Source organism: Streptomyces changchenzhani (assembly GCF_039766235.1).
Classification (GTDB): Bacteria; Actinomycetota; Actinomycetes; order Streptomycetales; family Streptomycetaceae; genus Streptomyces.
In genome coordinates, this window is sequence record NZ_JBDHNH010000008.1 from 73,318 (window position 1) to 97,866 (window position 24,549).

The 24,549-nt window shown below is 71.0% G+C and carries 24 protein-coding genes and 1 pseudogene; 16 read left to right on the forward strand and 9 right to left on the reverse strand.

The annotated features are described in order from the left end of the window. Positions 1 to 41 precede the first annotated feature (41 nt). Complete coding sequence (locus tag ABCR94_RS24335; protein ID WP_347122160.1) at positions 42 to 1,034, reverse strand: DeoR/GlpR family DNA-binding transcription regulator; 993 nt, start codon at positions 1,032 to 1,034, stop codon at positions 42 to 44. Between the two features lie 145 nt (positions 1,035 to 1,179). Beyond that, positions 1,180 to 2,628 carry an NAD(P)H-quinone dehydrogenase gene (locus ABCR94_RS24340; RefSeq protein ID WP_347122162.1) on the reverse strand — a complete coding sequence of 483 codons (1,449 nt, stop codon included), beginning with the start codon at positions 2,626 to 2,628 and terminating at the stop codon, positions 1,180 to 1,182. A 131-nt stretch (positions 2,629 to 2,759) separates the two neighbouring features. On the opposite strand from ABCR94_RS24340, the gene ABCR94_RS24345 reads away from it, so the two are divergent. The 4 genes from ABCR94_RS24345 to ABCR94_RS24360 all read left to right on the forward strand — a co-directional run bounded on the left by ABCR94_RS24345 (position 2,760) and on the right by ABCR94_RS24360 (position 7,374). After that, on the forward strand, positions 2,760 to 3,197 hold the full coding sequence (locus ABCR94_RS24345; RefSeq protein ID WP_283520925.1) for a gamma-glutamylcyclotransferase family protein: 438 nt from the start codon (positions 2,760 to 2,762) through the stop codon (positions 3,195 to 3,197). A gap of 114 nt (positions 3,198 to 3,311) precedes the next feature. Further along, complete coding sequence (locus tag ABCR94_RS24350) at positions 3,312 to 4,142, forward strand: purine-nucleoside phosphorylase (RefSeq protein WP_347122164.1); 831 nt, start codon at positions 3,312 to 3,314, stop codon at positions 4,140 to 4,142. A 138-nt stretch (positions 4,143 to 4,280) separates the two neighbouring features. Beyond that, positions 4,281 to 5,936 (forward strand): phospho-sugar mutase, encoded by a 1,656-nt coding sequence (locus ABCR94_RS24355; protein ID WP_347122166.1) that lies wholly within the window; start codon positions 4,281 to 4,283, stop codon positions 5,934 to 5,936. A gap of 217 nt (positions 5,937 to 6,153) precedes the next feature. Further along, positions 6,154 to 7,374, forward strand: a complete 1,221-nt coding sequence (locus tag ABCR94_RS24360) for a glycosyltransferase family 39 protein (protein WP_347122168.1) — start codon at positions 6,154 to 6,156, stop codon at positions 7,372 to 7,374. A gap of 45 nt (positions 7,375 to 7,419) precedes the next feature. On the opposite strand, the gene ABCR94_RS24365 is transcribed toward ABCR94_RS24360, so the two are convergent. Then, the gene (locus ABCR94_RS24365; protein ID WP_347122169.1) at positions 7,420 to 8,055 is read right to left on the reverse strand and encodes a PH domain-containing protein; all 636 of its coding nucleotides are present in this window, start codon (positions 8,053 to 8,055) and stop codon (positions 7,420 to 7,422) included. A gap of 214 nt (positions 8,056 to 8,269) precedes the next feature. Here ABCR94_RS24365 and deoC point away from each other — a divergent pair, with 214 nt between their 5' ends. From deoC to ABCR94_RS24380, 3 genes are read left to right on the forward strand one after another with little or no spacing between them, the layout of a single operon-like run. Beyond that, positions 8,270 to 9,220 carry a deoxyribose-phosphate aldolase gene (gene deoC, locus ABCR94_RS24370; RefSeq protein WP_347122171.1) on the forward strand — a complete coding sequence of 317 codons (951 nt, stop codon included), beginning with the start codon at positions 8,270 to 8,272 and terminating at the stop codon, positions 9,218 to 9,220. Then, a complete protein-coding gene (locus ABCR94_RS24375; protein WP_347122496.1) occupies positions 9,217 to 10,653 on the forward strand; it encodes an aldehyde dehydrogenase family protein in 1,437 nt (478 codons plus the stop codon). The genes deoC and ABCR94_RS24375 overlap by 4 nt, the downstream gene beginning before the upstream one ends. Continuing rightward, positions 10,646 to 11,569: an aldehyde dehydrogenase family protein gene (locus ABCR94_RS24380; protein WP_347122172.1), complete on the forward strand. Its 924-nt coding sequence runs from the start codon at positions 10,646 to 10,648 to the stop codon at positions 11,567 to 11,569. Before ABCR94_RS24375 ends, ABCR94_RS24380 begins: the two co-directional genes overlap by 8 nt. Positions 11,570 to 11,656: 87 nt before the next feature. Here ABCR94_RS24380 and ABCR94_RS24385 read toward each other — a convergent pair whose 3' ends face one another. Continuing rightward, entirely contained in the window at positions 11,657 to 12,076 is a 420-nt protein-coding gene (locus tag ABCR94_RS24385) for a hypothetical protein (RefSeq protein WP_347122174.1), read from the reverse strand. Positions 12,077 to 12,204: 128 nt separating this feature from the next. On the opposite strand from ABCR94_RS24385, the gene ABCR94_RS24390 reads away from it, so the two are divergent. Further along, positions 12,205 to 12,840 (forward strand): uridine kinase family protein, encoded by a 636-nt coding sequence (locus tag ABCR94_RS24390; RefSeq protein WP_347122176.1) that lies wholly within the window; start codon positions 12,205 to 12,207, stop codon positions 12,838 to 12,840. A 175-nt stretch (positions 12,841 to 13,015) separates the two neighbouring features. On the opposite strand, the gene ABCR94_RS24395 is transcribed toward ABCR94_RS24390, so the two are convergent. Beyond that, on the reverse strand, positions 13,016 to 13,762 hold the full coding sequence (locus ABCR94_RS24395; RefSeq protein ID WP_347122178.1) for a SigE family RNA polymerase sigma factor: 747 nt from the start codon (positions 13,760 to 13,762) through the stop codon (positions 13,016 to 13,018). A gap of 215 nt (positions 13,763 to 13,977) precedes the next feature. On the opposite strand from ABCR94_RS24395, the gene afsQ1 reads away from it, so the two are divergent. The 5 genes from afsQ1 to ABCR94_RS24420 all read left to right on the forward strand — a co-directional run bounded on the left by afsQ1 (position 13,978) and on the right by ABCR94_RS24420 (position 17,762). Then, a complete protein-coding gene (gene afsQ1 / locus ABCR94_RS24400) occupies positions 13,978 to 14,655 on the forward strand; it encodes a two-component system response regulator AfsQ1 (RefSeq protein WP_283520915.1) in 678 nt (225 codons plus the stop codon). After that, on the forward strand, positions 14,652 to 16,202 hold the full coding sequence (locus tag ABCR94_RS24405) for an ATP-binding protein (RefSeq protein WP_347122180.1): 1,551 nt from the start codon (positions 14,652 to 14,654) through the stop codon (positions 16,200 to 16,202). Before afsQ1 ends, ABCR94_RS24405 begins: the two co-directional genes overlap by 4 nt. Next, the gene (locus ABCR94_RS24410) at positions 16,187 to 16,834 is read left to right on the forward strand and encodes a hypothetical protein (RefSeq protein ID WP_347122181.1); all 648 of its coding nucleotides are present in this window, start codon (positions 16,187 to 16,189) and stop codon (positions 16,832 to 16,834) included. The genes ABCR94_RS24405 and ABCR94_RS24410 overlap by 16 nt, the downstream gene beginning before the upstream one ends. A gap of 81 nt (positions 16,835 to 16,915) precedes the next feature. After that, the gene (locus ABCR94_RS24415) at positions 16,916 to 17,470 is read left to right on the forward strand and encodes a VanZ family protein (protein WP_347122183.1); all 555 of its coding nucleotides are present in this window, start codon (positions 16,916 to 16,918) and stop codon (positions 17,468 to 17,470) included. A gap of 91 nt (positions 17,471 to 17,561) precedes the next feature. After that, positions 17,562 to 17,762, forward strand: coding sequence for a PspC domain-containing protein (locus tag ABCR94_RS24420; RefSeq protein WP_283520912.1), 201 nt, complete (start codon positions 17,562 to 17,564; stop codon positions 17,760 to 17,762). 87 nt (positions 17,763 to 17,849) lie between these two features. On the opposite strand, the gene ABCR94_RS24425 is transcribed toward ABCR94_RS24420, so the two are convergent. Together ABCR94_RS24425 and ABCR94_RS24430 are read right to left on the reverse strand one after the other, a co-directional pair. Beyond that, the gene (locus ABCR94_RS24425) at positions 17,850 to 18,197 is read right to left on the reverse strand and encodes an ATP-binding protein (protein WP_347122184.1); all 348 of its coding nucleotides are present in this window, start codon (positions 18,195 to 18,197) and stop codon (positions 17,850 to 17,852) included. A 131-nt stretch (positions 18,198 to 18,328) separates the two neighbouring features. Beyond that, on the reverse strand, positions 18,329 to 19,483 hold the full coding sequence (locus ABCR94_RS24430) for an adenosine deaminase (protein WP_347122185.1): 1,155 nt from the start codon (positions 19,481 to 19,483) through the stop codon (positions 18,329 to 18,331). Between the two features lie 103 nt (positions 19,484 to 19,586). On the opposite strand from ABCR94_RS24430, the gene ABCR94_RS24435 reads away from it, so the two are divergent. Further along, the gene (locus tag ABCR94_RS24435) at positions 19,587 to 20,351 is read left to right on the forward strand and encodes a dienelactone hydrolase family protein (protein ID WP_347122186.1); all 765 of its coding nucleotides are present in this window, start codon (positions 19,587 to 19,589) and stop codon (positions 20,349 to 20,351) included. Between the two features lie 346 nt (positions 20,352 to 20,697). Here the strand turns inward: ABCR94_RS24435 and ABCR94_RS24440 are convergent, their stop codons facing one another. Beyond that, a complete protein-coding gene (locus ABCR94_RS24440) occupies positions 20,698 to 20,991 on the reverse strand; it encodes a hypothetical protein (protein WP_347122187.1) in 294 nt (97 codons plus the stop codon). 101 nt (positions 20,992 to 21,092) lie between these two features. On the opposite strand from ABCR94_RS24440, the gene ABCR94_RS24445 reads away from it, so the two are divergent. Next, entirely contained in the window at positions 21,093 to 22,193 is a 1,101-nt protein-coding gene (locus ABCR94_RS24445; RefSeq protein ID WP_347122188.1) for a calcium:cation antiporter, read from the forward strand. Here the strand turns inward: ABCR94_RS24445 and ABCR94_RS24450 are convergent. After that, the gene (locus tag ABCR94_RS24450) at positions 22,183 to 23,157 is read right to left on the reverse strand and encodes a LysR family transcriptional regulator (protein ID WP_347122189.1); all 975 of its coding nucleotides are present in this window, start codon (positions 23,155 to 23,157) and stop codon (positions 22,183 to 22,185) included. The genes ABCR94_RS24445 and ABCR94_RS24450 overlap by 11 nt on opposite strands. Before the next feature lie 62 nt (positions 23,158 to 23,219). Here ABCR94_RS24450 and ABCR94_RS24455 point away from each other — a divergent pair. Next, positions 23,220 to 24,528 (forward strand): annotated as a pseudogene (locus ABCR94_RS24455) (MFS transporter). Positions 24,529 to 24,549: the final 21 nt, after the last annotated feature.

Genomic DNA, 24,549 nt, shown 5'->3' on the forward strand with positions numbered 1-24,549 from the left:
CGAGTGCCGGTCGGCTTCGATCCAGTGCCGACCGTCTTCGGTCAGCGGCGGCGCAGATCGGCGACGCGCGCCCGCTCCCGCTCGCCGGAGCCCGACTGCTGCTCCGCGAGGGACGTGGCTGCGGAGCGCAGTTGCGCACCGGCGCCCTGGATGGGGCCGCCCGGGTGCGTACGCCGCTGTCCCGGCAGCGGCATGTCCCGGCGGGGCTGCTGTCGCCCCGTCGGGACGCCATCACCCCCGGAGGCCGCAGCTCCCGGACCCGCGACGGCGATCTGCACACCCTGGTCGGCCAAGGCCTGCAGCTCGGTGGCCGCACGGTCGTCGTGGGGCGGCGGCTCGTCGGTGACGAGTCGCGTGATCACGTCCGTCGGCACCGTCTGGAACATGGTGTCGGTGCCGAGCTTGGTGTGGTCCGCGAGGACCACCACCTCGGCGGCGGCCTGCACCAGCGCCCTGTCGACGCTCGCCGACAGCATGTTGGACGTGGAGAGCCCGCGCTCCGCGGTCAGGCCGCTCCCTGACAGGAAGGCCCGGGTGACGCGCAGCCCCTGGAGGGACTGCTCGGCCCCACTGCCGACCAGCGCATAATTCGAGCCACGCAGGGTGCCGCCGGTCATGACGACTTCGACGCGGTTGGCGTGCGCCAAGGCCTGTGCAACCAACAGCGAGTTGGTGACAACGGTGAGCCCGGGGACCCGGGCGAGCCGTCTGGCCAGCTCCTGCGTGGTCGTACCGGCGCCGACGACGATGGCTTCGCCCTCTTCGACGAGTCCCGCGGCGAGTTCGGCGATGGCCGTCTTCTCCGCGGTCGCGAGATGGGATTTCTGCGGAAAGCCGGACTCTCGCGTAAAACCGCCCGGCAATACCGCACCGCCATGTCGGCGGTCGAGGAGTCCTTCTGCCTCCAGCGCTCGCACGTCCCGCCGTACGGTCACTTCGGAGGTCTGGACGACACGGGCGAGCTCACGGAGCGAAACAGCCCCGTTGGCGCGCACCATTTCGAGGATCAATTGGCGACGTTCTGCAGCGAACACGAAACTGACAGTAACCTGACCGGCCGATAGTTTTCAGCAGTTTGCGCCGAATAACAGAAGTTGTTCGCTAACTGAAGCGACAAGTGGTATACGCGGCGTACGCCCGGCACGTAGGCCGGAGGGCCACCTTCCGCGCACGCCTGACCTACGCTTCGCCCGCCGTCTTGCGGGAGTGCAGCTGGCGCGCTACCTCCGCGATCGAACCCGACAGGGACGGGTACACCGTAAAGGCGTTCGCGATCTGTTCCACGGTCAGGTTGTTGTCGACGGCGATCGAGATCGGGTGGATCAGCTCGCTGGCGCGCGGCGACACTACGCAGCCGCCGACCACGATGCCCGTACCCGGCCGGCAGAAGATCTTGACGAAGCCGTCCCGGATGCCGAGCATCTTGGCGCGCGGGTTGCGCAGCAGCGGCAGCTTCACGGCGCGGGCGTCGATCCTGCCCGAGTCGACGTCGGCCTGGCTGTAGCCGACCGTGGCGATCTCGGGGTCGGTGAAGACGTTCGACGAGACCGTCTTGAGGTTCAGCGGCGTGACCGCGTCGCCGAGGAAGTGGTACATCGCGATGCGGCCCTGCATGGCGGCGACGGACGCGAGCGCGAACACTCCGGTCACGTCACCCGCCGCGTACACACCGGGCGCGCTGGTGCGCGAGACCCGGTCGGTCCAGATGTGGCCCGAGTCCTTGACCCGGACCCCGGCCTCCTCCAGGCCCAGGCCCGCGGAGTTCGGGATGGCGCCGACGGCCATCAGGCAGTGCGTGCCGGAGATGACACGCCCGTCGGAGAGCGTCACCTCGACGCGGTCGCCGACCCGCTTGGCGGACTCGGCGCGCGAGCGGGCCATCACGTTCATGCCGCGGCGCCGGAAGACGTCCTCAAGCACGGCGGCGGCGTCCGGGTCCTCGCCGGGGAGCACCCGGTCGCGCGAGGAGACCAGGGTGACGCGTGAGCCGAGCGCCTGGTAAGCGCCGGCGAACTCGGCGCCCGTCACGCCGGAGCCCACCACGATGAGCTCCTGGGGGAGCTCGTCCAGGTCGTACACCTGCGTCCAGTTCAGGATCCGCTCCCCGTCGGGGAGGGCGTCGGGGATCTCGCGCGGGTGCGCGCCGGTCGCGAGGAGCACGGCGTCGGCGGTGAGGCGCTCCTCGCCGCCGTCGCTGTCGGTCACGACCACGGTGCGTGAGCCGTCCGCGCCCTGCCGGCCTTCGAGACGGGCCCGGCCGCGCAGCACCCGGGCGCCGGCCCGGGTGACGGAGGCGGTGATGTCGTGGGACTGGGCGAGCGCGAGGCGCTTCACCCGGCGGTTGACCTTGCCCAGGTCCACGCCGACGACACGGGCCGCCTGGTCGATGTGCGGGGTGTCGTCCGCGACGATGATGCCCAACTCCTCGTACGAAGAGTCGAAGGTCGTCATCACCTCGGCCGTGGCGATCAGAGTCTTGGACGGGACGCAGTCGGTGAGCACCGACGCCCCGCCCAGACCGTCGCAATCGACGACGGTCACCTCCGCGCCGAGTTGGGCGCCCACGAGGGCCGCCTCGTATCCGCCGGGTCCGCCGCCAATGATCACGATCCGAGTCACGTACTCCATTGTCCCGCACGCGCCAAGGTGCTTCGCCCCGGGGCCTCCAAACGGCGGCAGGCGATCCCCGGCGGCTCTCCGGAACACCTCCGACCCGCTACGGGAGCCGCCGCGCGGGACCCTCCCGTACCCTCGATCACATGTCGCTCTACGCCGCGTACGCCGGCAACCTCGACGCGCGGCTCATGACCCGCCGCGCCCCGCACTCTCCGCTGCGCAGCACCGGCTGGCTCAACGGCTGGCGGCTGACCTTCGGCGGGGAGTCGATGGGCTGGGAGGGTGCGCTCGCCACGATCGTGGAGGCCCCGCGCTCACAGGTCTTCGTCGCGCTCTACGACATCGCCCCCATGGACGAGGACTCCATGGACCGATGGGAAGGCGTGGGCCTGGACATCTACCGCCGGATGCGGGTGCGCGTGCACACGCTGGAGGGCGAGGACGCGACCTGGCTGTACGTACTCAACGGGTACGAGGGCGGGCTGCCGTCGGCGCGCTACCTGGGGGAGCTCGCGGACGCGGCCGAATCGGCGGGCGCCCCGCACGACTACGTGATGGAACTGCGCAAGCGGCCCTGCTGAGCGCGCGCGGCAGCCGGCCCCTGCGGCGTTCGTCGGAACCGCCAAAGCAACGATCGCAATACCGTCGGCAGTGACATCTACGCGCGTAGGCCAGAACCGGCTACCCTCGTCCGCGTGAACGCATCTGTTATTCCGGCCCTCGCCGACGGACCCGCCGACCCCCACGCCATCGCCGACGCCGCCGCGGCGCGGCTGCGCGAGCTGACCGGTGCCGAGACCCATGACGTCGCTCTTGTGATGGGCTCGGGCTGGCTGCCCGCCGCGGAGGCGCTGGGCGCGCCCGAGCACGAGTTCGCCGTCACCGAGCTGCCGGGCTTCCCGGAGCCCGCCGTCGCCGGCCACTCGGGCACGGTCCGCTCCTACAAGATCGGCGACAAGCGCGCCCTGGTCTTCCTCGGCCGTACGCACTACTACGAAGGCCGCGGCGTCGCCTCGGTCGCCCACGGCGTGCGCACCGCGGTGGCCGCCGGCTGCAAGACCATCGTCCTGACGAACGGCTGCGGCGGTCTGCGCCCCGGCATGCGCCCCGGCCAGCCGGTCCTGATCAGCGACCACATCAACCTGACGGCGACCTCGCCGATCATCGGTGCGAACTTCGTCGACCTGACGGACCTGTACTCGCCGCGGCTGCGCGCGATGTGCAAGGAGGTCGACGCGTCGCTCGAAGAGGGCGTGTACGTCCAGTTCCCCGGCCCGCATTACGAGACGCCCGCCGAGATCAACATGGTCCGAGTGCTGGGCGGCGACCTGGTCGGCATGTCCACGGTCCTGGAGGCCATCGCGGCCCGTGAGGCGGGCGCGGAGGTGCTCGGCATCTCCCTCGTCACGAACCTGGCAGCGGGCCTGACCGGCGAGCCCCTCAACCACGAGGAGGTCCTCCAGGCGGGCCGCGACTCGGCGACCCGCATGGGCGAGCTCCTGTCGAAGGTCCTGCACCGCATCTGACCTTGCCCGGGGGTTCCCGAAGCGGGGCGGAGCCCCCACGCGGCAGCAGCCGCACAATGTCACAGCGGGAAGGGGCGGGTAGGGGACAAGCCCGCCGCAGGCGCACCACACCGCACCACGGACGAGAGGTGGACCATCGTGCAGCAGGACCTGATCGCACAGGCGCAGGCCTGGCTGGCCGAGGACCCGGACAGCGACACCCGCGAAGAGCTCGCCAAGCTCATCGACACCGAGGACCTGAGCGAGCTCGGCGTGCGCTTCGCCGGCACCCTCCAGTTCGGCACGGCCGGGCTGCGCGGAGAGCTCGGCGCGGGCCCGATGCGCATGAACCGCTCGGTGGTCATCCGCGCCGCCGCCGGCCTCGCCGCGTACCTCAAGGCGCAGGGCGAGACCGACGGTCTGGTCGTCATCGGCTACGACGCCCGCCACAAGAGCGCCGACTTCGCCCGCGACACCGCCGCGGTCATGACCGGCGCCGGCCTGCGTGCCGCCGTCCTGCCCCGCCCGCTGCCCACCCCCGTCCTGGCCTTCGCCATAAGGCACCTGGGCGCCGTCGCGGGCGTCGAGGTCACCGCGAGCCACAACCCGCCCCGCGACAACGGCTACAAGGTCTACCTCGGCGACGGCTCGCAGATCGTGCCGCCCGCCGACGCCGAGATCGCGGCCGAGATCGCAGCCGTGGCGTCGCTGCACGACGTACCGCGCCCTGACGACGGCTGGTTCGTGCTGGACGAGGAGGTCCTGGAGGCCTATCTCGCGCGTACGGACGCCGTCCTCACCCCCGGCACCCCCCGCACCGCGCGCGCCGTCTACACGGCCATGCACGGCGTCGGCAAGGACGTCCTGACGGCCGCCTTCGCGCGGGCCGGTTTCCCCGCGCCCGTGCTCGTCGCCGAACAGGCCGAGCCCGACCCGGACTTCCCCACGGTCGCCTTCCCCAATCCGGAGGAGCCGGGGGCCATGGACCTGGCCTTCGCGACGGCCCGGCGCGCCGAGCCCGCCCCCGACCTGATCATCGCCAACGACCCGGACGCGGACCGCTGCGCGGTGGCCGTCCCCGACCCGGCGGCGGGCAGTGGCTGGCGGATGCTGCGCGGCGACGAGGTCGGCGCGCTGCTGGCCTCGCACCTCGTGGCGCACGGCGCCGTGGGCACCTTCGCCGAGTCGATCGTGTCGTCGTCGCTGCTCGGCCGCATCGCGCAGGCGGCGGGGGTCGGCTACGCCGAGACGCTCACCGGTTTCAAGTGGATCGCCCGCGTCGACGGCCTGCGCTACGGCTACGAGGAGGCCCTCGGCTACTGCGTCGACCCCGAGGGCGTACGCGACAAGGACGGCATCACCGCCGCGCTCGCCGTCGCCGAGCTGGCCTCGGAGCTCAAGGAGCAGGGCCGCACGCTCCTGGACCGCCTCGACGACCTCGCCGTCGAGCACGGTCTGCACGCCACCGACCAGCTGTCGGTGCGCGTCGAGGACCTGACGGTCATCGCGAACGCCATGCGCCGCCTGCGCGAGCAGCCGCCCGCCGCGCTCGCGGGCCTCACGGTCGTCACCGCCGAGGATCTCAGCGAGGGCACCGAGCTGCTGCCGCCCACCGACGGGCTGCGCTACCACCTGGACGGCGAGGTGAAGGCCCGGGTCATCGTGCGGCCGAGCGGCACCGAGGCCAAGCTCAAGTGCTATCTGGAGGCCGTTGTGCCGGTCGCCGGTCGGGACGGCCTCGCGGCGGCCCGTACCCGCGCGGACGCGATTCTCGCCGCGATCAAGCGCGACCTGTCGGCAGCCGCCGGAATCTGAGCGACCGCCGCCCGCATTCGAGCGATCCGAGCGGCACGTACGACACGTACACACATACGACACGAGCGACACCCTGACGGGCAGTCGGTTCCCGAACCGGGGACCGACTGCCCGAACGAGTGATTTCGGTACGGCAGTTGTCGCAGCCCCCGTGCCTTTTCCCGATCACGGGAGAAGGGTGACCCGGTACCCCCGCCGAGTCCCAGGAGCTGCCGCAGTGCCCCCGACCGCACCCCCGGTGACCGACCGCCACCACCGGGCCCCCCGCCGGTCCGCCCCCACCTTCCAGGTCAGGCGCGAGCGGGCGCGGGAGCGGGTGGTGCGCTCGCTGCGGCGGGCCGCCCCCGCGCTGCTCGGGTACGTCGCCGTACGGCTGCTCGGCGTCGTGGTGCTCTCCCACTGGTCCCATCTCAGGGGCCACGGCCTGTGGCCCGCCCTCGCCACCTCCTGGGACTCCCACTGGTACCTGGAGATCGCCGACCAGGGGTACGACTCGGCTCTCGGCACCGCCCGCAACAGCAACAACCTGGCCTTCTTCCCGCTCTACCCGGTGCTCGTCAAGGCCGTCGCAGGCGTCACACCCGGCTCGCGCGCCTCGGTCGGGCTGCTGCTCGCGGTGGCCTGCTCCCTGGTCGCAGCCTGGGGCATCTTCGCGATCGGCGACCGCCTGTACGGCCGTCGTGTCGCCGCCGCACTGACAGTGCTCTGGGGCTCGACGCCGGTCGCGATCGTCCAGTGGATGGGCTACACGGAGGCCCTGTTCACCGCGCTGACGGCGTGGGCGCTGTACGCCGTACTCACCGGCCGCTGGCTGTGGGCCGGTTCGCTCGCCGCGCTGGCCGGGCTGACCCGCCCGACCGGTGTCACGGTCGCGGCGGCCGTATCGGTGACCGCGATGACGGTCCTGTGGCGGTCGTGGCGACGCGAGCGGCGCGTCGACCGGGCGGTCGTCGCCGGCGGGCTGCTCGCCCCGCTGGGCTGGTTCGGTTACGTCGCCTGGGTGGGCCTGCGCCTCGGCCGCTGGGACGGCTACTTCGCCGTGCAGAAGCTGTGGCTCAACGAGTGGGACGGCGGCGCCGACACGCTGCGCGAGATGCGGCAATTCCTGCTGTACCAGTCCAGGCCGCAGCTGTTCCTGGTGGTGGTGACGGTTGTGCTGATCGTCTCCGTCGCCCTGTTCCTGCTGTGCCTGGCCGACCGTCTGCCGCTCCCGCTGCTGGTCTTCACCGGCATCCTGCTGCTGGTGGTCATCGGCAGCGGCGGCGTCTACTTCCCGCGCGCCCGCTTCCTGGTGCCGGGCTTCCCGCTGCTGCTGCCGATCGCGCTCGCCGTGGTGCGGGCGAGACCGCTGGTCGCGGTGCTGGTGATGGGCGGCATGACGCTGTCGTCGGTGTGGTTCGGGGCGTACACGCACCTGCTGTGGACGGGCCCGCCGTAGAACGGGCTCGGCCTCGGCTCAGTGAGCTCAGTGAGCTCAGTGGCCTCAGCCGACGACGAGCAGCACGATCAGCAGCACCGCGCCCACCGCGCTCGGCGCGACGACCTCGTACGCCCAGCGCACCATGGGGGCGCCCTGGGCCGACGGCTCCGCGGCGAACCGCTCCGCCTGCGCGCGCAGATCGCCGATGGTCTGGTCTGCGATGGCCTTGCGGGCGTGTGTGTCGGTGACGTCGGCGGACACGGAGGTCCTGCCATACGGGTCGTCGTGCGCGGCCTTGGTCTGCCGGCGGGCGACCCGCTTGCGCTGGCGCAGGGAGACGGGGACCGCCCACAGCTGGTACTTCTTGCCGTCCGCGAGTACCTCGCTGGAGTAACCGGCCTGCACGCCCTCGACGGACCCCCAGGGCAGCGTGATCGTACGGAAGGGATTGCGGACCTTCATCCGGTCGTCGCCGGCGAAGACGGCGGGCCGCAGCGTGTACGCGACGACCAGCGGCACGACGAACAGCAGCCCGGCCAGCGCCACCCACGGCGTACGTCCGTCACCGCGCACCACCGCGTCACCGCCGATCCAGACGCCCAGCGCGAGCAGCAGGACGCCTCCCACCATGGCGGAGGGCGACCGATAGGTCCGGTCGGCGTAGGTCGGCTCGGCACTCGGTTTGGGGCTGCTTGTCATGACGCCGATTCTGCCTGACCGGCGACGAGGGGGAGCCGCGGGGACATTGCGGTACGGCAACGTACCCGCCGAAGCGTGCCCGCGGCGCCGCCACGGGCCGTACACCACCGGCCGCGGCACGGGTCGCGGCGCCGGTACGCCCCGGGTTCGACAGCCAACCGCGATCCGGGACTGTACAGGCCGCTACGCGCGTAGATATGCTCCCCTGGTGACCATGCCCACCACTGCACCCGCATTCGTCGACGCCACCGCGTCCGACGGTGCGCTGCGCCGCTTCCTGCACGGGTTGCCCGGCGTAGACACCGTCGGCCTCGAAGCGCGCGCCGCGTCCCTCGGCACCCGTTCGATCAAGACCACGGCGAAGGCTTACGCCATCGACCTGGCCATTTCGATGATCGACCTGACCACGCTCGAAGGCGCGGATACCCCGGGCAAGGTCCGGGCGCTCTGCGCCAAGGGCGCCCATCCCGACCCGACCGACCGCACGACCCCCCGGGTCGCCGCGATCTGCGTCTATCCGGACATGGCGGCGACCGCCAAGGAGGCGCTGGCCGGGACCGGCGTCAAGGTCGCCTCCGTCGCCACCGCGTTTCCGGCCGGCCGCGCCGCGCTGCCGGTGAAGCTCGCGGACGTACGCGACGCCATTGCCGCCGGGGCCGACGAGATCGACATGGTGATCGACCGGGGCGCGTTCCTGACCGGCCACTACCTCAAGGTCTACGAGGAGATCGTGGCCGTGAAGGCCGAGTGCGGCGACCACGCCCGCCTCAAGGTCATCTTCGAGACCGGTGAGCTGGCGACGTACGACAACATCCGCCGCGCCTCCTGGCTCGGCATGCTGGCCGGCGCCGACTTCATCAAGACCTCGACCGGCAAGGTCGCGGTCAACGCGACACCCCCCAACACCATGCTGATGCTGGAAGCCGTCCGCGACTTCCGCATCCAGACCGGGGTGCAGGTCGGCGTGAAGCCGGCCGGCGGCATCCGCACCACCAAGGACGCGGTCAAGTTCCTGGTGCTGGTCAACGAGACGGCCGGCGACGACTGGCTCAGCAACGAGTGGTTCCGCTTCGGCGCCTCCTCGCTGCTGAACGACCTGCTGATGCAGCGTCAGAAGCTCAGCACCGGCCGCTACTCCGGCCCCGATTACGTGACGGTGGACTGACCATGGCTTTTGAGTACGCTCCCGCACCCGAGTCCCGTTCCGTCGTCGACATCGCGCCGAGCTACGGCCTGTTCATCGACGGCGAGTTCACCGAAGCGGCCGACGGCCAGGTCTTCAAGACCGTCAGCCCGTCCACCGAGGAAGTCCTCTCCGAGGTCGCCCGCGCGGGCACCGAGGACGTGGACCGGGCCGTGAAGGCCGCCCGCAAGGCCTTCGAGAAGTGGTCGGCGCTGCCCGGCGCCGAGCGCGCCAAGTACCTGTTCCGTATCGCGCGGATCATCCAGGAGCGCTCGCGCGAGCTGGCCGTCCTGGAAACCCTCGACAACGGCAAGCCGATCCGCGAGACCCGCGACGCGGACCTCCCGCTGGTCGCCGCGCACTTCTTCTACTACGCGGGCTGGGCCGACAAGCTCGACCACGCGGGCTACGGCGCGAACCCCCGGCCACTGGGCGTCGCCGGCCAGGTCATCCCCTGGAACTTCCCCCTCCTGATGCTCGCGTGGAAGATCGCCCCGGCGCTCGCCACCGGCAACACGGTGGTGCTCAAGCCCGCCGAGACGACCCCGCTGTCCGCGCTCTTCTTCGCCGACATCTGCCGCCAGGCGGGCCTCCCGCGCGGCGTCGTCAACATCCTGCCCGGCTACGGCGACGCGGGCGCGGCCCTCGTCGGGCACCCGGACGTCAACAAGGTCGCGTTCACCGGCTCCACCAACGTCGGCAAGGCCATTGCCCGTTCCGTTGCCGGTACGTCGAAGAAGGTCACCCTGGAGCTGGGCGGCAAGGGCGCGAACATCGTGTTCGACGACGCCCCCATCGACCAGGCCGTCGAGGGCATCGTCACCGGCATCTTCTTCAACCAGGGGCAGGTCTGCTGCGCGGGCTCGCGGCTGCTGGTCCAGGAATCGATCCAGGACGAGCTGCTTGACAGCCTCAAGCGCAGGCTCTCCACGCTGCGCCTGGGTGACCCGCTGGACAAGAACACCGACATCGGCGCGATCAACTCCGCCGAGCAGCTGGCCCGTATCACCGCACTCACCGAGACGGGCGAGGCGGAGGGCGCCGAGCGCTGGACCGCGCCGTGCGAACTGCCCTCCTCCGGCTACTGGTTCGCCCCGACGCTCTTCACCAACGTCACCCAGGCGCACACCGTCGCGCGCGACGAGATCTTCGGCCCGGTCCTCTCGGTGCTGTCCTTCCGCACCCCCGACGAGGCCGTCGCCAAGGCCAACAACAGCCAGTACGGCCTGTCCGCCGGCATCTGGACGGAGAAGGGCTCCCGCATCCTCGCGGTGGCCGGCAAGCTCCGTGCGGGCGTGGTGTGGGCCAACACGTTCAACAAGTTCGACCCGACCTCGCCCTTCGGCGGCTACAAGGAGTCGGGCTACGGCCGTGAAGGCGGCCGTCACGGCCTGGAGGCGTACCTCAATGTCTGAGCGCGAACCAATCAGCGGCTCCGCCGCGCGGCGACTGAGTGTCTTCAAGACCTACAAGCTGTACGTCGGGGGCAAGTTCCCCCGCAGCGAGAGCGGCCGGGTGTACGAGGTGCAGGACAGCAAGGGCAATTGGCTCGCCAACGCACCTCTCTCGTCCCGCAAGGACGCGCGTGACGCGGTCGTCGCCGCGCGCAAGGCGTTCGGCGGCTGGTCGGGCGCCACGGCGTACAACCGCGGCCAGGTCCTCTACCGAGTCGCCGAGATGCTGGAGGGCCGCAGGGACCAGTTCGTGCGCGAAGTGGCCGAGGCCGAGGGCCTGTCGAAGCCGAAGGCCGCGGCCGTCGTGGACGCGGCGATCGACCGCTGGGTCTGGTACGCGGGCTGGACCGACAAGATCGCCCAGATCGTCGGCGGTGCGAACCCGGTCGCGGGGCCGTTCTTCAACCTCTCGACGCCGGAGCCGACGGGCGTGGTCACGGTGATCGCCCCGCAGGACTCGTCGCTCCTGGGCCTGGTGTCCGTCGTCGCCCCGGCCATCGCGACCGGCAACACGGTGGTCGTCGTCGCCTCGGAGAAGTCCCCGCTGCCCGCCCTGTCGCTGGGCGAGGTGCTCGCGACCTCCGACGTCCCGGGCGGGGTGGTCAATATCCTCACCGGCCGCACGGCGGAGATCACCCCGTCGCTGGCTTCGCACCAGGATGTCAACGCGATCGACCTCACGGGCGCGGACACCGCGCTCGCGACGGAGCTGGAGATCGCGGCGGCGGACAACCTCAAGCGCGTCCTGCGTCCACAGGCTGTGGACACCGTCGACTGGTCGGCGGACCCGGGCACGCACCGCATGACCGCGTTCCTGGAAACGAAGACGGTCTGGCACCCGACGGGTTCGCTGGGCGCGTCCGGCTCGGCGTACTGACCCCGCGCCGCCACAAGATGGCCCCCGTACCGCCCGACGGCGGTGCAGGGGCCATCTCGCGTACTACTTCCGCGCGTACGGCTTCGCTCAGCCCGGCAGCGCGGACACGACGTCGCCCACGATCGGCAGGTCCTTCGGGGCGCCGCCCGCGGTCAGCGGGTTCGTCACCAGGGCCGTGCTGAGCGGCTTGAAGTCGGCGATCTGGGTGCCCACCACATTGTCCAGCGGGTCCACGCCCGTGCCCGCCAGCGGGTTCAGCCGGAGGTCCTTGAGCGGGGCGATCCCGCCCGCGGTCGCGTAGCCGAGCGCAGTGGTCGCGACCTGGACCGGGGCCGCACTGTCGAGTTCGTCGAGCAGATGAGTGACGCCGGCCGACTGCGCGAGGTCGGGCGCCGGCGCCGCCTGCGCCGCACCGCCCGACGCGAGGGCCGCCCCCGCGGCCGTGAGGGTCAGACCTGCGCGCAGCAGGGCGCGCCGGGGGGACTTGGATGCTGCGTGTCGTGACATGAGGATCAGGGGTTCCCGCCTGGCTGGGTAATCGTGAAGATACGCAGAGTAGTTGAAACTGGACTCCCGATACCAACGCCAACACGGACGGGTCCCCTGCCCGGTCCAATGCCGCACAATAGTTTTCCGTGAGCTCATCCCCGATACCCACGCGCGTCGTCCTGCTGACAGGTCCTTCCGGCTCCGGGAAGTCGTCCCTCGCCGCCCGTACGGGCCTGCCCGTACTGCGCCTCGACGACTTCTACAAGGAGGGCGACGATCCGTCGCTTCCACAGGTCGCGGGCAGTACGGACATCGACTGGGACTCCCCGCTGTCCTGGGACGCGGACGCCGCCGTCGCCGCGATCGAGGAGCTGTGCCGAACGGGACGTACGACCGTTCCCGTGTACTCCATCGCCACCAGCTCGCGCGTGGACAAGGAAAGGCTCGACATCGAGCGCACACCGCTGTTTGTGGCCGAGGGGATTTTCGCCGCGGACATCGTCGCCCGCTGTCAGAGTCTTGGCGTGCTCGCGGACGCGATCTGTCTGCGCGGTCGCCCCGCGACGACTTTCCGGCGGCGGCTGGCGCGCGATCTGCGCGAGGGCCGCAAGTCCGTGCCGTTCCTGCTGCGGCGCGGCTGGCGGCTGATGCGGGCGGAGCCCGGGATCGTCGCGCGGCAGGCCGCGCTGGGCGCGCATCCCTGCGGCAAGGAAGAGGCGCTGGGCCGGCTCGCCGCGGCGGCTGCGGGCCGCTGCGTCAAGGCCCGCAGCGCGACGGCGTAGCCACACAGAAACGTAAGCGCGCAGGCACCTGGACCCGCACAGAGAAAAGCAGGACCGGACGGACCCCCCGGCCCCCGGTCCTGCTGTTCCCCCGTACCCCCCGTGTCCCCCCTCGTTCCCCCGCGGTCCCCCGTGCTGTCGCCGTTTCCCCCGAAACAGCGACTCCCCCGATCCTTCAGGCCACCAGCTCGCCGAAGGACTCCTCCTCGTCACGGCCGAAGCTGAGGACCTGGTCCTCGCGCATCCGGCGGAGTGACCGCCAGATGCTGGACTTCACCGTGCCGACACTGATGTCGAGGATGTCCGCGATCTCCGGGTCGGTGCGGCCCTCGTAATAGCGCAGGACCAGCATCGTGCGCTGGAGTTCGGGCAGCCGGGCGAGCGCCTGCCAGAGCACGGCGCGCAGCTCGGTGCCGCGCATCGCGTCCGTGTCGCCCACCGTCTCCGGCAGCTCCTCGGTCGGGTATTCGTTGAGCTTGCGCCTTCGCCAGGCACTGATGTGCAGATTGGTCATCGTGCGGCGCAAATAGCCGCCCACCGCGGCCTTGTCGCTGATCCTGTCCCAGGCGCGGTACGTCGAGAACAGTGCGCTCTGGAGCAAGTCCTCGGCCTCGAACCGGTCACCGGTCAGGTGGTAGGCGGTTGCGTACAGGGAGGCCCTGCGCTGCTGGACGTAGGCGGTGAACTCCGCCTCCGACGCAGAAACGCCTTCCCCCGTGGTCTCCCCGTACGCCGTTCCCCCGTTGCCCCCCACAGATGCGTCAGGCACTACCGCAGCCATGTGCACGGTCTGCGTGCGCTGACGCCCGGCGCCGTGCGAGCACCCCCGCCCTCCCACAGCACCGGACTTCTCGGTGCTCCGTGTGACGTCGTGAAGACGCGTGACAACTGCGCTGGAAGTGGTGCCCTGCAGTACGTTCATCTCGCGCCCCCCGTCGGTGGAGTCCGTTGCTGTCCGTGTGACCAATAGCTTGCCCCGGCAGTTTCATCGGGTTGTCCGCCGACTGTCACAGGCCTGTCACAGGGGAAGTTCCTGCCGGGGATACGGTGCGGGAGCCGTACACGCGAGGTGCGGGAGCGGTATGGGAGCGCCGCAACTGTCGAAGTCCCCCTCCCCCATGGGCCAGAATGACCTCTGTGCCTTTCCTGTTGCTGATCGAGGACGACGACGCCATCCGCACGGCCCTCGAACTCTCGTTGTCACGCCAGGGCCACCAAGTGGCCACCGCGGCGACGGGAGAGGACGGCCTGAAGCTGTTGCGCGAGCAGCGGCCGGATCTGATCGTGCTGGACGTGATGCTGCCCGGCATCGATGGATTCGAGGTGTGCCGACGTATTCGACGAACGGACCAACTGCCGATCATCCTGCTGACCGCGCGCAGTGACGACATCGATGTGGTGGTCGGTCTGGAATCCGGCGCCGACGACTATGTCGTCAAGCCGGTGCAGGGGCGGGTTCTCGACGCCCGGATCCGGGCGGTGCTGCGGCGCGGCGAGCGGGAGGCCAACGACGCGGCCTCCTTCGGCAACGTCGTGATCGACCGCTCCGCCATGACGGTCACCAAGAACGGCGAGGACCTGCAGCTCACGCCGACCGAGCTGCGGCTTCTGCTGGAACTGAGCCGTCGGCCGGGGCAGGCGCTCTCGCGCCAGCAACTGCTGCGGCTGGTGTGGGAACACGACTACCTCGGTGACTCACGGCTGGTCGACGCGTGTGTGCAGCGGCTGCGGGCGAAGGTCGAGGACGTGCCGTCGTCGCCGACCCTGATCCGTACGGTGCGGGGCGTGGGCTACCGGCTGGACACGCCTTCGTGACAGAGGTCCCGGCGCCCAGGCGGGGCCTGCTGGCCGGGCTGCGCTGGACCAGTCTGCGGCTGCGCCTGGTCATCGTCTTCGCCCTGGTGGCGCTGACGGCTGCCGTCTCCGCTTCGGGCATCGCGTACTGGCTCAACCGCGAGGCGGTGCTGACCCGTACCCAGGACGCGGCGCTGAACGACTTCCGCCAGGAGATGCAGAACCGCGCCGCGACTCTGCCGCTGCAGCCGACCCAGAGCGAGCTGGAGACCACGGCCACGCAGATGGCGGCCAGCAGCGGCCCCGGCTACAGCGTGGTGCTCGTCGACGAGCGGGCGGCGGGCAAGCCGATCGCGGGCAATTCCGACATTGACTCCTTCACGCTCGACCAGGTGCCTGCGGAGCTCCAGGAGGCGGTGAACCGCAAGCAGAAGGTGACGGAGGCCAATGATGTTCCGTACCACCTCTACTGGTTGCGGATCAGCCCCAACAGCAAGCCGTTCCTGGTGGCCGGTACGAAGGTGATCGGTGGCGGGCCGACCGGGTACATGCTCACCTCGCTGGAGCAGGAGCGCGAGGATCTGAACTCGCTCGCCTGGTCGCTGGCCATCGCCACCGGACTCGCCCTGCTCGGTTCGGCGCTGCTCGCGCAGGCCGCCGCGACGACGGTGCTCAAGCCCGTGCAGCGGCTGGGTGACGCGGCGCGGCGGCTCGGTGAGGGCAAGCTGGAGACGCGGCTGCGGGTGTCGGGGACGGATGAGCTGGCCGATCTGTCCCGCACCTTCAACAGGACCGCCGAGTCGCTGGAGAAGAAGGTCGCGGACATGAGCGCGCGGGAGCAGTCGAGCCGCCGCTTCGTCGCCGACATGTCGCACGAGCTGCGGACGCCGCTGACCGCGATCACGGCGGTGGCGGAGATCCTGGAGGACGAGGCGGACAGCTTCGACCCGATGATCGCGCCGGCCGTGCATCTGGTGGTCAGCGAGACCCGCCGGCTCAACGACCTGGTGGAGAACCTGATGGAGGTGACCCGCTTCGACGCGGGCACGGCCCGGCTGGTGCTCGACGACGTCGATGTGGCGGACCAGGTCACCGCGTGCATCGACGCCCGCGCCTGGCTGGACGCGGTGGACCTGGACGCGGAGCGCGGCATCATCGCGCTGCTCGACCCGCGCCGCCTCGACGTCATCCTGGCGAACCTGATCGGTAATGCGCTCAAGCACGGCGGTTCGCCGGTACGGGTGTCGGTGCGGGTCGTCGACCAGGAGCTGACGATCGAGGTGCAGGACCACGGCCCCGGCATCCCCGTGGACGTACTGCCGCATGTCTTCGACCGGTTCTACAAGGCGAGTGCCTCACGGCCGCGCTCCGAGGGCAGCGGGCTCGGCCTGTCCATCGCCATGGAGAACGCGCACATCCACGGCGGCGACATCACGGCCGCCAACGCGCCGGACGGTGGTGCGGTCTTCGTGCTGCGGCTGCCGCTGGACGTGTCGGGGGCGGCGGACGAGGAGTCCTACGGCGACGTGGACGTCGAGCGGGAGGGGGAAGCGTGCGAGGAGAAGTGACCTCGACCGGTGTCCACGGCGTCGGAGCGTGGCGTGCGGCGTTCGCCCTGGCCTGTCTCGCGGTGCTCTGCGCTGTGGTGGCCGGGTGCGGGATCCGGACCACTTCGGTACCGGTCCGCTCGGGCGGCGCCCCGTCCCGGGTGCCGTGCGAGCTGTCGTCCCCGGGCGCCGACGACACGGCGGCGCCCGGCGTCGCGCTCCAGGTCTATCTGGTCTGCGGTACACAGTTGGTCTCGGTGGACCGGACGGTGCGGATCGCGGAGGACAAGCTGATGGCCGACCCGGTGCGGGTCGCTCAGCTTCTCCTCAACGAGCTCCAGAAGCCGCCGTCGGCCGAGGAGAAGCAGGCCGGGTTCACCACGGATGTACGGGAGACACTGGCCGCCTCCGGGCCGCGCAAGGGCGACCCGAAGGACGCACTGCGCCTGACCTCCCCGCCCGAGGACCTGCCGACGCACGCCCTGGCCCAGATCGTCTGTACGTACGCGGACAGCTCGGCGGCGGGTCCCGACAAGTCCGTGGCGCTGGGTGGTCCTTCCGACGACCCGGTGCGCGACTTCCGCTGCACCCAGGCGCTGAAGGCCAGGCCGGACGCAGTCGGGACGCTCGGAGAGATCCGCCCGGCGGTGTGACACGCCGTCGGCTTGTCACCGGCTCGTCACACCGGGCGGCCAGGCGGAACCGAACCTGCCGGTAACCGCGTCTTGAGGGGCGTGCGTCATGGCCCCGACGGAAGCACCGTCATCATTCGACTCCGCGTGGCGGGGACTCTGCTCCTCGTCGCGCATCTGCTGTACGTCGGGTGGCTGACGCTTCGCCCCCTGGACGTCCCGTGGGTGACCGCGCCGAACTTCCATCCGCTGGCCGGCATCAGGGCGGACATGGCCCTGGGCACGCTGCCCGCCGCGCGCCGGATCGGCGAGGCGCTGCTGCTGCTCGCACCGCTGGGGGTGCTGCTGCCGATGGTGGGCGGGCGTATCGCCGTGTCGCCGCTGGGCTCGCTGGCCCGTTCGGTCGCCGCCGGGGCGCTGTTCTCGCTGGCGATCGAGCTGTTGCAGACCGGGGTGCCCGGCCAGGTCGTCGATGTGGATTCACTGCTGCTGAACACGGTCGGGGTCGGGCTGGCGCACCTGGCGGTCGTCCCTGCGGGGCGCTCGCTGCTGCGGCGCCGTCGGCGGCGGGCGCGCCCTCGGGGCAGGGCCCTGCTGCGGGATGACGTGTCTCAGGGGGCTACCCCGACGATTCCCAGGGTCGGGATCGCCCCGTAGAGCGATGCTTTGCCCCCGTGGTCGGGCGCAGTATGGGAGCAACGGGAAACACACAGGACGTGCCTCCCGGACCACTTCTAAGGAGCCCGCCATGACCGCCCTTGCCCGCCCCCGTGACGGCCGGATGATCGGCGGAGTGTGCGCTGCGCTGGCACGGCGCTTCGGCACCTCCGCAACGACTATGCGAGTGATCTTCCTGGTCTCGTGTCTGCTGCCCGGTCCGCAGTTCCTGATCTACCTGGGCCTGTGGATCTTCCTGCCGGCGGAGAAGACCTCGACGACCGCCTGGTAGTTCACGACGTACCAAAAGCGAACGCCGAAGGGGCGCACACCGGATTCCGGTATGCGCCCCTCGTGCGTGCTCGTACGCCGGGTCTGCTCAGCCCGCGAGAGGCAGCGAGCCGGTGGACAGACCGCCCAGGAGGCCGCTGAGCGGGTCAGCCTTGCTGCCCTTGCCGCCCTTGCCGCCCTTGTCGCCTGCCGGCATCGCCGACTCGACGGCGCCGGAGAGCGCCTTCTCTCCGGCGGCCAGGGACTGGGGGGCGCCCTTGGGAAGCGCGGCGAGCGATTGCTCGACGGGCAGCGTCTTGGTGACGGCGCTCAGCGTGCCGAGCGTGTCCGGCAGGGTCGGGACGGCCGGGGCGGCGGCGGCACTGCCGGCGGCGGCAGCGGCAAAGGCGGCACCGAGAGCGGCGGCACCGAGAGTCTTGGCAGCAGACTGCTTCATGAAGAAAACGTCCTTGCTACAGGGAGCGGGGAGTTTGAGCGGCTCTGCAAGCTAGCCAGTCCCGTAGTTCCCCGCAAATACCCGAAAGCGGCCGGGTCCCGCGATTCCCGGCCGCCCCGTGTCCTGTGTGATCAGCCTCCGACAGAGGAAGACCCGCTGGTCGCAGCGGTCTGCCGGAACAGCCATTCGGATTTCAACTCGGCGTATCCAGGCTTGATCACGTCGTTGATCATGGCGAGGCGTTCATCGAAAGGAATGAATGCTGATTTCATCGCATTGACTGTGAACCACTGCATGTCTTCGAGCGTGTAACCGAAAGCATCGATCAGGTGCTCGAACTCGCGGCTCATTCCGGTACCACTCATGAGCCGGTTGTCGGTATTCACGGTCAGCCGGAAATGCAGCTTGCGCAGCAGCCCGATCGGGTGTTCGGCGTACGAATCGGCCGCGCCCGTCTGAAGGTTCGACGTCGGGCACATCTCCAGCGGAATGCGCTTGTCGCGTACGTACGAGGCGAGGCGGCCCAGCTTGACGCTGCCGTCCTCGGCGACCTCGATATCGTCGATGATGCGCACCCCGTGGCCGAGCCGGTCGGCGCCGCACCACTGGAGCGCCTGCCAGATGGACGGCAGGCCGAAGGCCTCGCCCGCGTGGATGGTGAAGTGGTTGTTCTCGCGCTTGAGGTACTCGAAGGCGTCGAGGTGCCGGGTGGGCGGGAAGCCCGCCTCGGCGCCCGCGATGTCGAAGCCGGAGACGCCCAAGTCGCGGTAGCGGTTGGCGAGTTCGGCGATCTCCAGGGCGCGGGCGGCGTGCCGCATCGCGGTGAGCAGCGCGCCGACGCGGATGCGGTGGCCGGCGGCCCTGGCGCGGCGTTCGCCCTCCCGGAAGCCCTCGTTGACGGCCTCGACGACCTCTTCGAGGGTCAGCCCCTGCTCCAGGTGCTGCTCGGGTGCGTATCGCACCTCGGCGTAGACGACGCCGTCCTCGGCGAGGTCCTCGGCGCACTCCGCGGCGACGCGGAAGAGCGCGTCACGCGTCTGCATGACGGCGCAGGTGTGCGCGAAAGTCTCCAGGTAGCGCTCCAGAGAGCCGGAGTCCGCGGCCTCGCGGAACCACAGGCCGAGCTTGTCGGCGTCGCTCTCGGGGAGTGCCTCATAGCCCGCTTCGCGGGCGAGGTCGATGATCGTGCCGGGCCGCAGGCCACCATCGAGGTGGTCGTGGAGCAGCACCTTCGGGGCACGGCGGATCTGGTCCGCGGTGGGCGTGTTGAGGGTCTCGCTCGTCATCTGGGCACTCTAATGCCTACGCGCGTAGATCACCTCCTGTCGATACGTAACAGTGACCGTGCGTACGGGTGGAGTACATCTGGCCTTCTGACACTGTTCTGTCATGGCGCAGCAAGCAATTCCGACCCACTCGGCCCGGCTGGGGCGGGCCTTCGGGTCGGCCGGGAACGGGCGAACGGTCAGCGGTGTGGTCCTGCTACTGCCCGCGGGCGAGCCCGTTTCGGACCGTGGCCCCTCCCCCCTCGCGTACGCCGTCGCGCGCCCGCTCGCGCGCAGACTCGCCGAGGCGGGGCGCTCGGAAGGGCTAGTCTCGCACGTCGTGCGCTACCGCGGGCGCGGGTGGAACGGGACCGATGCGCGGCTCGCCGCGGATGCGAGGTGGGCGGCGGACGAGGTCGTACGGCGGTACGGCGACGTGCCCGTCTGCCTGGTCGGCATCGACATGGGGGGCCGGGCCGCGTTGCACGCCGCGGGGCACTCGGCGGTCAACTCCGTGCTCGCGATGGCTCCCTGGCTGCCCGAGGACGATGTGGCGGCGGCGCCCGAGCCGGTGAAGCAGCTGGTGGGGCGGCATGTGCTGATCGTGCACGGCACGAATGACGAACGTACCGATCCGGAGCTGTCGTACCGGCTGGCCGAGCGGGCCAAGAAGGCGAATCGCGATACGTGTCGCTTCGAGGTGCACTCGGACGGGCACGCGCTTCGGCAGTACCGGGGGGAAGTCGTGGCGCTCGCGGTGGACTTCGTGCTGGGAGCGCTTTTTTCGCGGGGGTACGCGCGGCCGGTCGCCGACGCGTTCGCTGCGCCGCCGCCGCTGGGGTTGCGGATGCCGCTTGCTGCCGGGTTCGGGCGGTCGTTGCGGGCGTAGGGGTGGGGGGCGGGTGTGGGGGTTGCCTGCGGGTGGGTGGGCCGGGTGCGGGGTGCGGGTGGGTGGGCCGGGTGCGGGGTGCCTGCGGCGCTGGTCCCCTGCCCGCCCCTTCCCGCTGAGTCATTTTGCGGCTGCCGCCGCGTGGCGGGGCAGGCCTCGGACCCCGGGACGCCCTACGGGCGTGTCCTCAATCGCCGGACGGGCTGAATATGCGCCGCATCCGGGAAACTTTCAGCCGTCCGGCGATTGAGGACCGGGGTCGGGGGCGGAGCCCCCACGCGGCGGCAGCCGCGCAATGTCACAGCGGGAAGGGCGGGTAGGGGAACAGCCCGCCGCAGGCGGCCCGTCACTCGTCCCGGGTCGCCTCCGCCATCCAGCCGTACGGGAGTTCCTCGCCGTCGACCGTGACCGCTTCCACCGTCCGGGTGCGGGGATCGATCTCGGCCTGGACGCCGTCGCCCTCGTAGCGCGGGTAGCCGCTCGCGCCCCACTTGCCGGTCGCCACCACCGCCGCGACGCGCAGGGTGGCTCCGTGGTCGGTGTGGCCGTCCTCGTCCGTCGTGCGGGGCTTGAGCTCCACCGTGTAGGCGCGGGGGTGGGCGGGAGGGCCGGGACGCGGCCTGGGGTCCGTTGCTGACATGGGGACGACGCTAGCGCCGCCACCGCGCCCGCGCCCGCCCAGCGCACGACCCGCGCGCGTCGCAGCCTGCGGTGCGGGCCCGGTCTGTCAGGGTCGCAGGCATGAGCCGTCTGGTCCGCATCTGCGTCACGCACTGGGCGACCGCCCTTCCCGTACTGGCCGTCCTACTCCTGGTCTTCGCCTGGGGGCGGGATCTGCCGGGGCCCCTGGTCGCGCTCCTCGCGTGCTTCCTCGCCGGGGCGGTCCTCGCCGCCGTGCATCACGCCGAGGTCGTGGCCCACCGGGTGGGCGAACCCTTCGGCTCGCTCGTCCTCGCCGTGGCCGTGACGATCATCGAGGTCGCGCTGATCGTCACGCTCATGGCCGACGGCGGCGACAAGAGCAACTCGCTCGCCCGCGACACCGTCTTCGCCGCCGTGATGATCACCTGCAACGGCATCGTCGGTGTCTCGCTGCTGGTCGGCTCGCTGAAGCGGAAAGTGGCGGTGTTCAACGCGGAGGGGACGGGCGCGGCGTTCGCGACCGTGGCGACGCTGGCGGGGCTGAGCCTGGCGCTGCCGACGTTCACCACCAGTACCCCGGGGCCCGAGTTCACGCCCGCCCAGCTCATCTTCGCCGCGGTCTCCGCCGTGCTGCTGTACGGGCTGTTCGTGATGACCCAGACCTGGCGGCATCGCGACTACTTCCTGCCCGTGACCACCCAGGGCAAGGTGATCGACGGGGAGGAGCACGCCGACCCGCCGTCGCAGCGCGTGTCGCGGATCAGTCTCGGGTTGCTGGCCGTCTCACTGGTCGCGGTGGTGGGCCTCGCGAAAGGGGTGTCGCCGACCATCGAGGCCGGGGTCGAGGCCGCCGGTATGCCCGCCTCCGTGGTGGGTGTCATCATCGCGCTGCTCGTGCTGCTCCCCGAGTCGATCGCCGCCGTACGGTCCGCCCGCCGCGACCGGGTGCAGACCAGCCTGAACCTGGCGCTCGGCTCGGCCATGGCCAGCATCGGTCTGACGATCCCCGCGGTGGCCATCGCGTCCATCTGGATGGACGGGCCGCTGCTGCTCGGGCTCGGCGCGACCCATATGGTCCTGCTGACGCTCACCGTGGCCGTCGGCACGCTGACCATCGTGCCGGGGCGGGCCACCCCGCTCCAGGGCGGCGTACATCTGTCGCTCTTCGCCGCGTACCTGGTACTCGCCGTCAGCCCGTGATCCCCTCGGCCACTCCGGGCAGCAGGCGGCCCCGGCGCGACAGCAGGAAGCGTTTGAACGCCGCCACCGGGGGCGTGTCCGGGTGGCCGTCCAGCCAGGCGACCCCGATCTCGCGCACCGCGCGCGGCGCCGTGACGGTGAGCTCCACGACGCCGGGCCTAGCCACCGCGGGCGGCGGCAGCAGGGCGACACCGAGGCCGGCCGCGACCAGGCCGCGCAGCGTCTCCGCCTCCTCCCCCTCGAACGCGATCTTCGGCCGGAAGCCCGCTTCGGCGCACAGGTCGTCGGTGATCCGGCGCAGCCCGTAGCCGGATTCGAGGGTCACGAAGGTCTCGTCGGCCGCCTCCGCGAGACGCACCCGCTTGCGTCCTGCCAGCCGGTGGTCGTCCGGGACGACCAGGCGCAGCCGCTGCTCGTCGAGCCGGCGGGCCACCAGGTCGGGCGCGGTGGGGATGGGCGAGGTCAGGCAGAGGTCCAGGTCGCCCGCGCGCAGCCGTTCGATCATGGCCTCGCCGTAATTCTGGACGAGTTGGAACCGTACGCGCGGATGGTCGACGCGGAAGGCGCGGATCAGGCTGGGTACGGTCTCGGAGCCCATGGTGTGCAGGAAGCCGAAGGCGACCTTGCCGGTGGCCGGGTCGGCGTCGGCCCGTACCGAGTCGGCGGCCCGCTCGACCTCGGCGAGCGCGCGCTCGACCGTGGCGAGGAAGGTGCGGCCCGCCGGGGTGAGGGAGACCGTGCGGCCCTTGCGGGCGAACAGGGCGACTCCCAGGTCGTCCTCCAGCCTGACCATGGCGCGCGACAGCGTCGACTGGGGCACGCCCAGTTCGTGCGCGGCGCGTGTGACGTGCTCGTGGCGGGCGACCGCGGCGAAGTACGCGAGGCGCGGGGCGAGTACCTGCTGGATGTCTTCTTCGTAACCACTGGGTGACAGCCGGGGCTGTGAGCTTTGCTTATGCGCCATGGGATTGATTATCGCGAGTTTGTGCATTGGACGCATGAAGCGGCTGTGTCTACGTTCGTCACATGCCTTCCGCCAGTACCAAGGCGTCCACCAGCCGTGTGGCCGCCGACACCGTTGTTGCCACCGATTCCCGTCTCGCCCCCTCCTCGCCCGGCTACCGCCGGATGAGCTTCGCGCTCTTCGCCGCCGGAATGGCGACCTTCGCCCTTCTCTACTCCACCCAGGCCCTGCTGCCCGCCATCTCCGCCGACTTCGGTGTGACGGCGGGGCAGGCCAGCTGGACGGTGTCCGCGGCGACGGGCGCGCTCGCTCTGTTCGTTCTGCCGCTGAGCGCCCTGTCCGAGCGGTTCGGGCGGCGCACGCTGATGACGGTGTCGCTGGTGGTGGCGGTCGTGGTCGGGCTGCTTGTGCCGTTCGCGCCCTCCATCGAGTGGCTGGTGGCGCTGCGCGCGGTGCAGGGTGCGGCGCTGGCCGGACTGCCGGCCTCGGCGATGGCATACCTCGCGGAGGAGATCCGGCCGAAGGCGCTGGTGGCGGCGATCGGCCTGTTCGTTGCGGGGAACTCGATCGGCGGCATGAGCGGCCGGATCGTCAGCGGCTGGGTGGCCCAGGCCTGGGGGTGGCGGGCCGGGATCGCCGCCGTCGGTGTGATGGCGCTGCTGTGCGCCGTGGTGTTCCGGCTGATGCTGCCGAAGGCACGGCACTTCGCCCGGGGTTCGCTGAACCCGCGGGCACTGGCGAAGACGGTGCGCGGCCCATCTGGCCGACCCGCTGCTAGTGCGTCTCTACGCGATCGGCGCCCTGTTCATGACCGTATTCGGCGCGGTCTACACGGTGATCGGCTACCGGCTGGTGGCCGCCCCGTTCAACCTGCCGCAGGGCGTGATCGGCTCGATCTTCCTGGTCTACCTGGTGGGTACGGTCTCCTCGGCCGCGGCCGGCCGGCTCGTCGCCCGCACGGGACGGCGGGGTGCGCTGTACCTGGCGGTCGGCACCACCGCCGCGGGTCTGCTGCTCTCGCTGGCCGACACCCTGGCCGCGGTGCTGATCGGCCTGGTCCTCATCACGGCGGGCTTCTTCGCCGGGCACGCGGTGGCGTCCTCCTCGGTGAGCCGTACGGCGAAGACGGGCCGCGCGCAGGCTTCGGCGCTGTACCAGTCGGCGTACTACCTGGGCAGCAGCGTGGGCGGCACACTCGGCGCGGTGGCGTTCCACGCCGGGGGCTGGGCGGCGACCGTGCTGCTCGGTCTGGTGGCGGTGCTCGGCGTCGTATCGATCACGCTGTACGGGACCCGGGTCGCGCGGGCCGAGCTGCGGGCGGGGCGCCGGAGCGGCCGGCGCGGTGTGCTGGCTGCGGCGGGGCAGCGCTGAGGGTGTCGTCCGGGGTGCGTT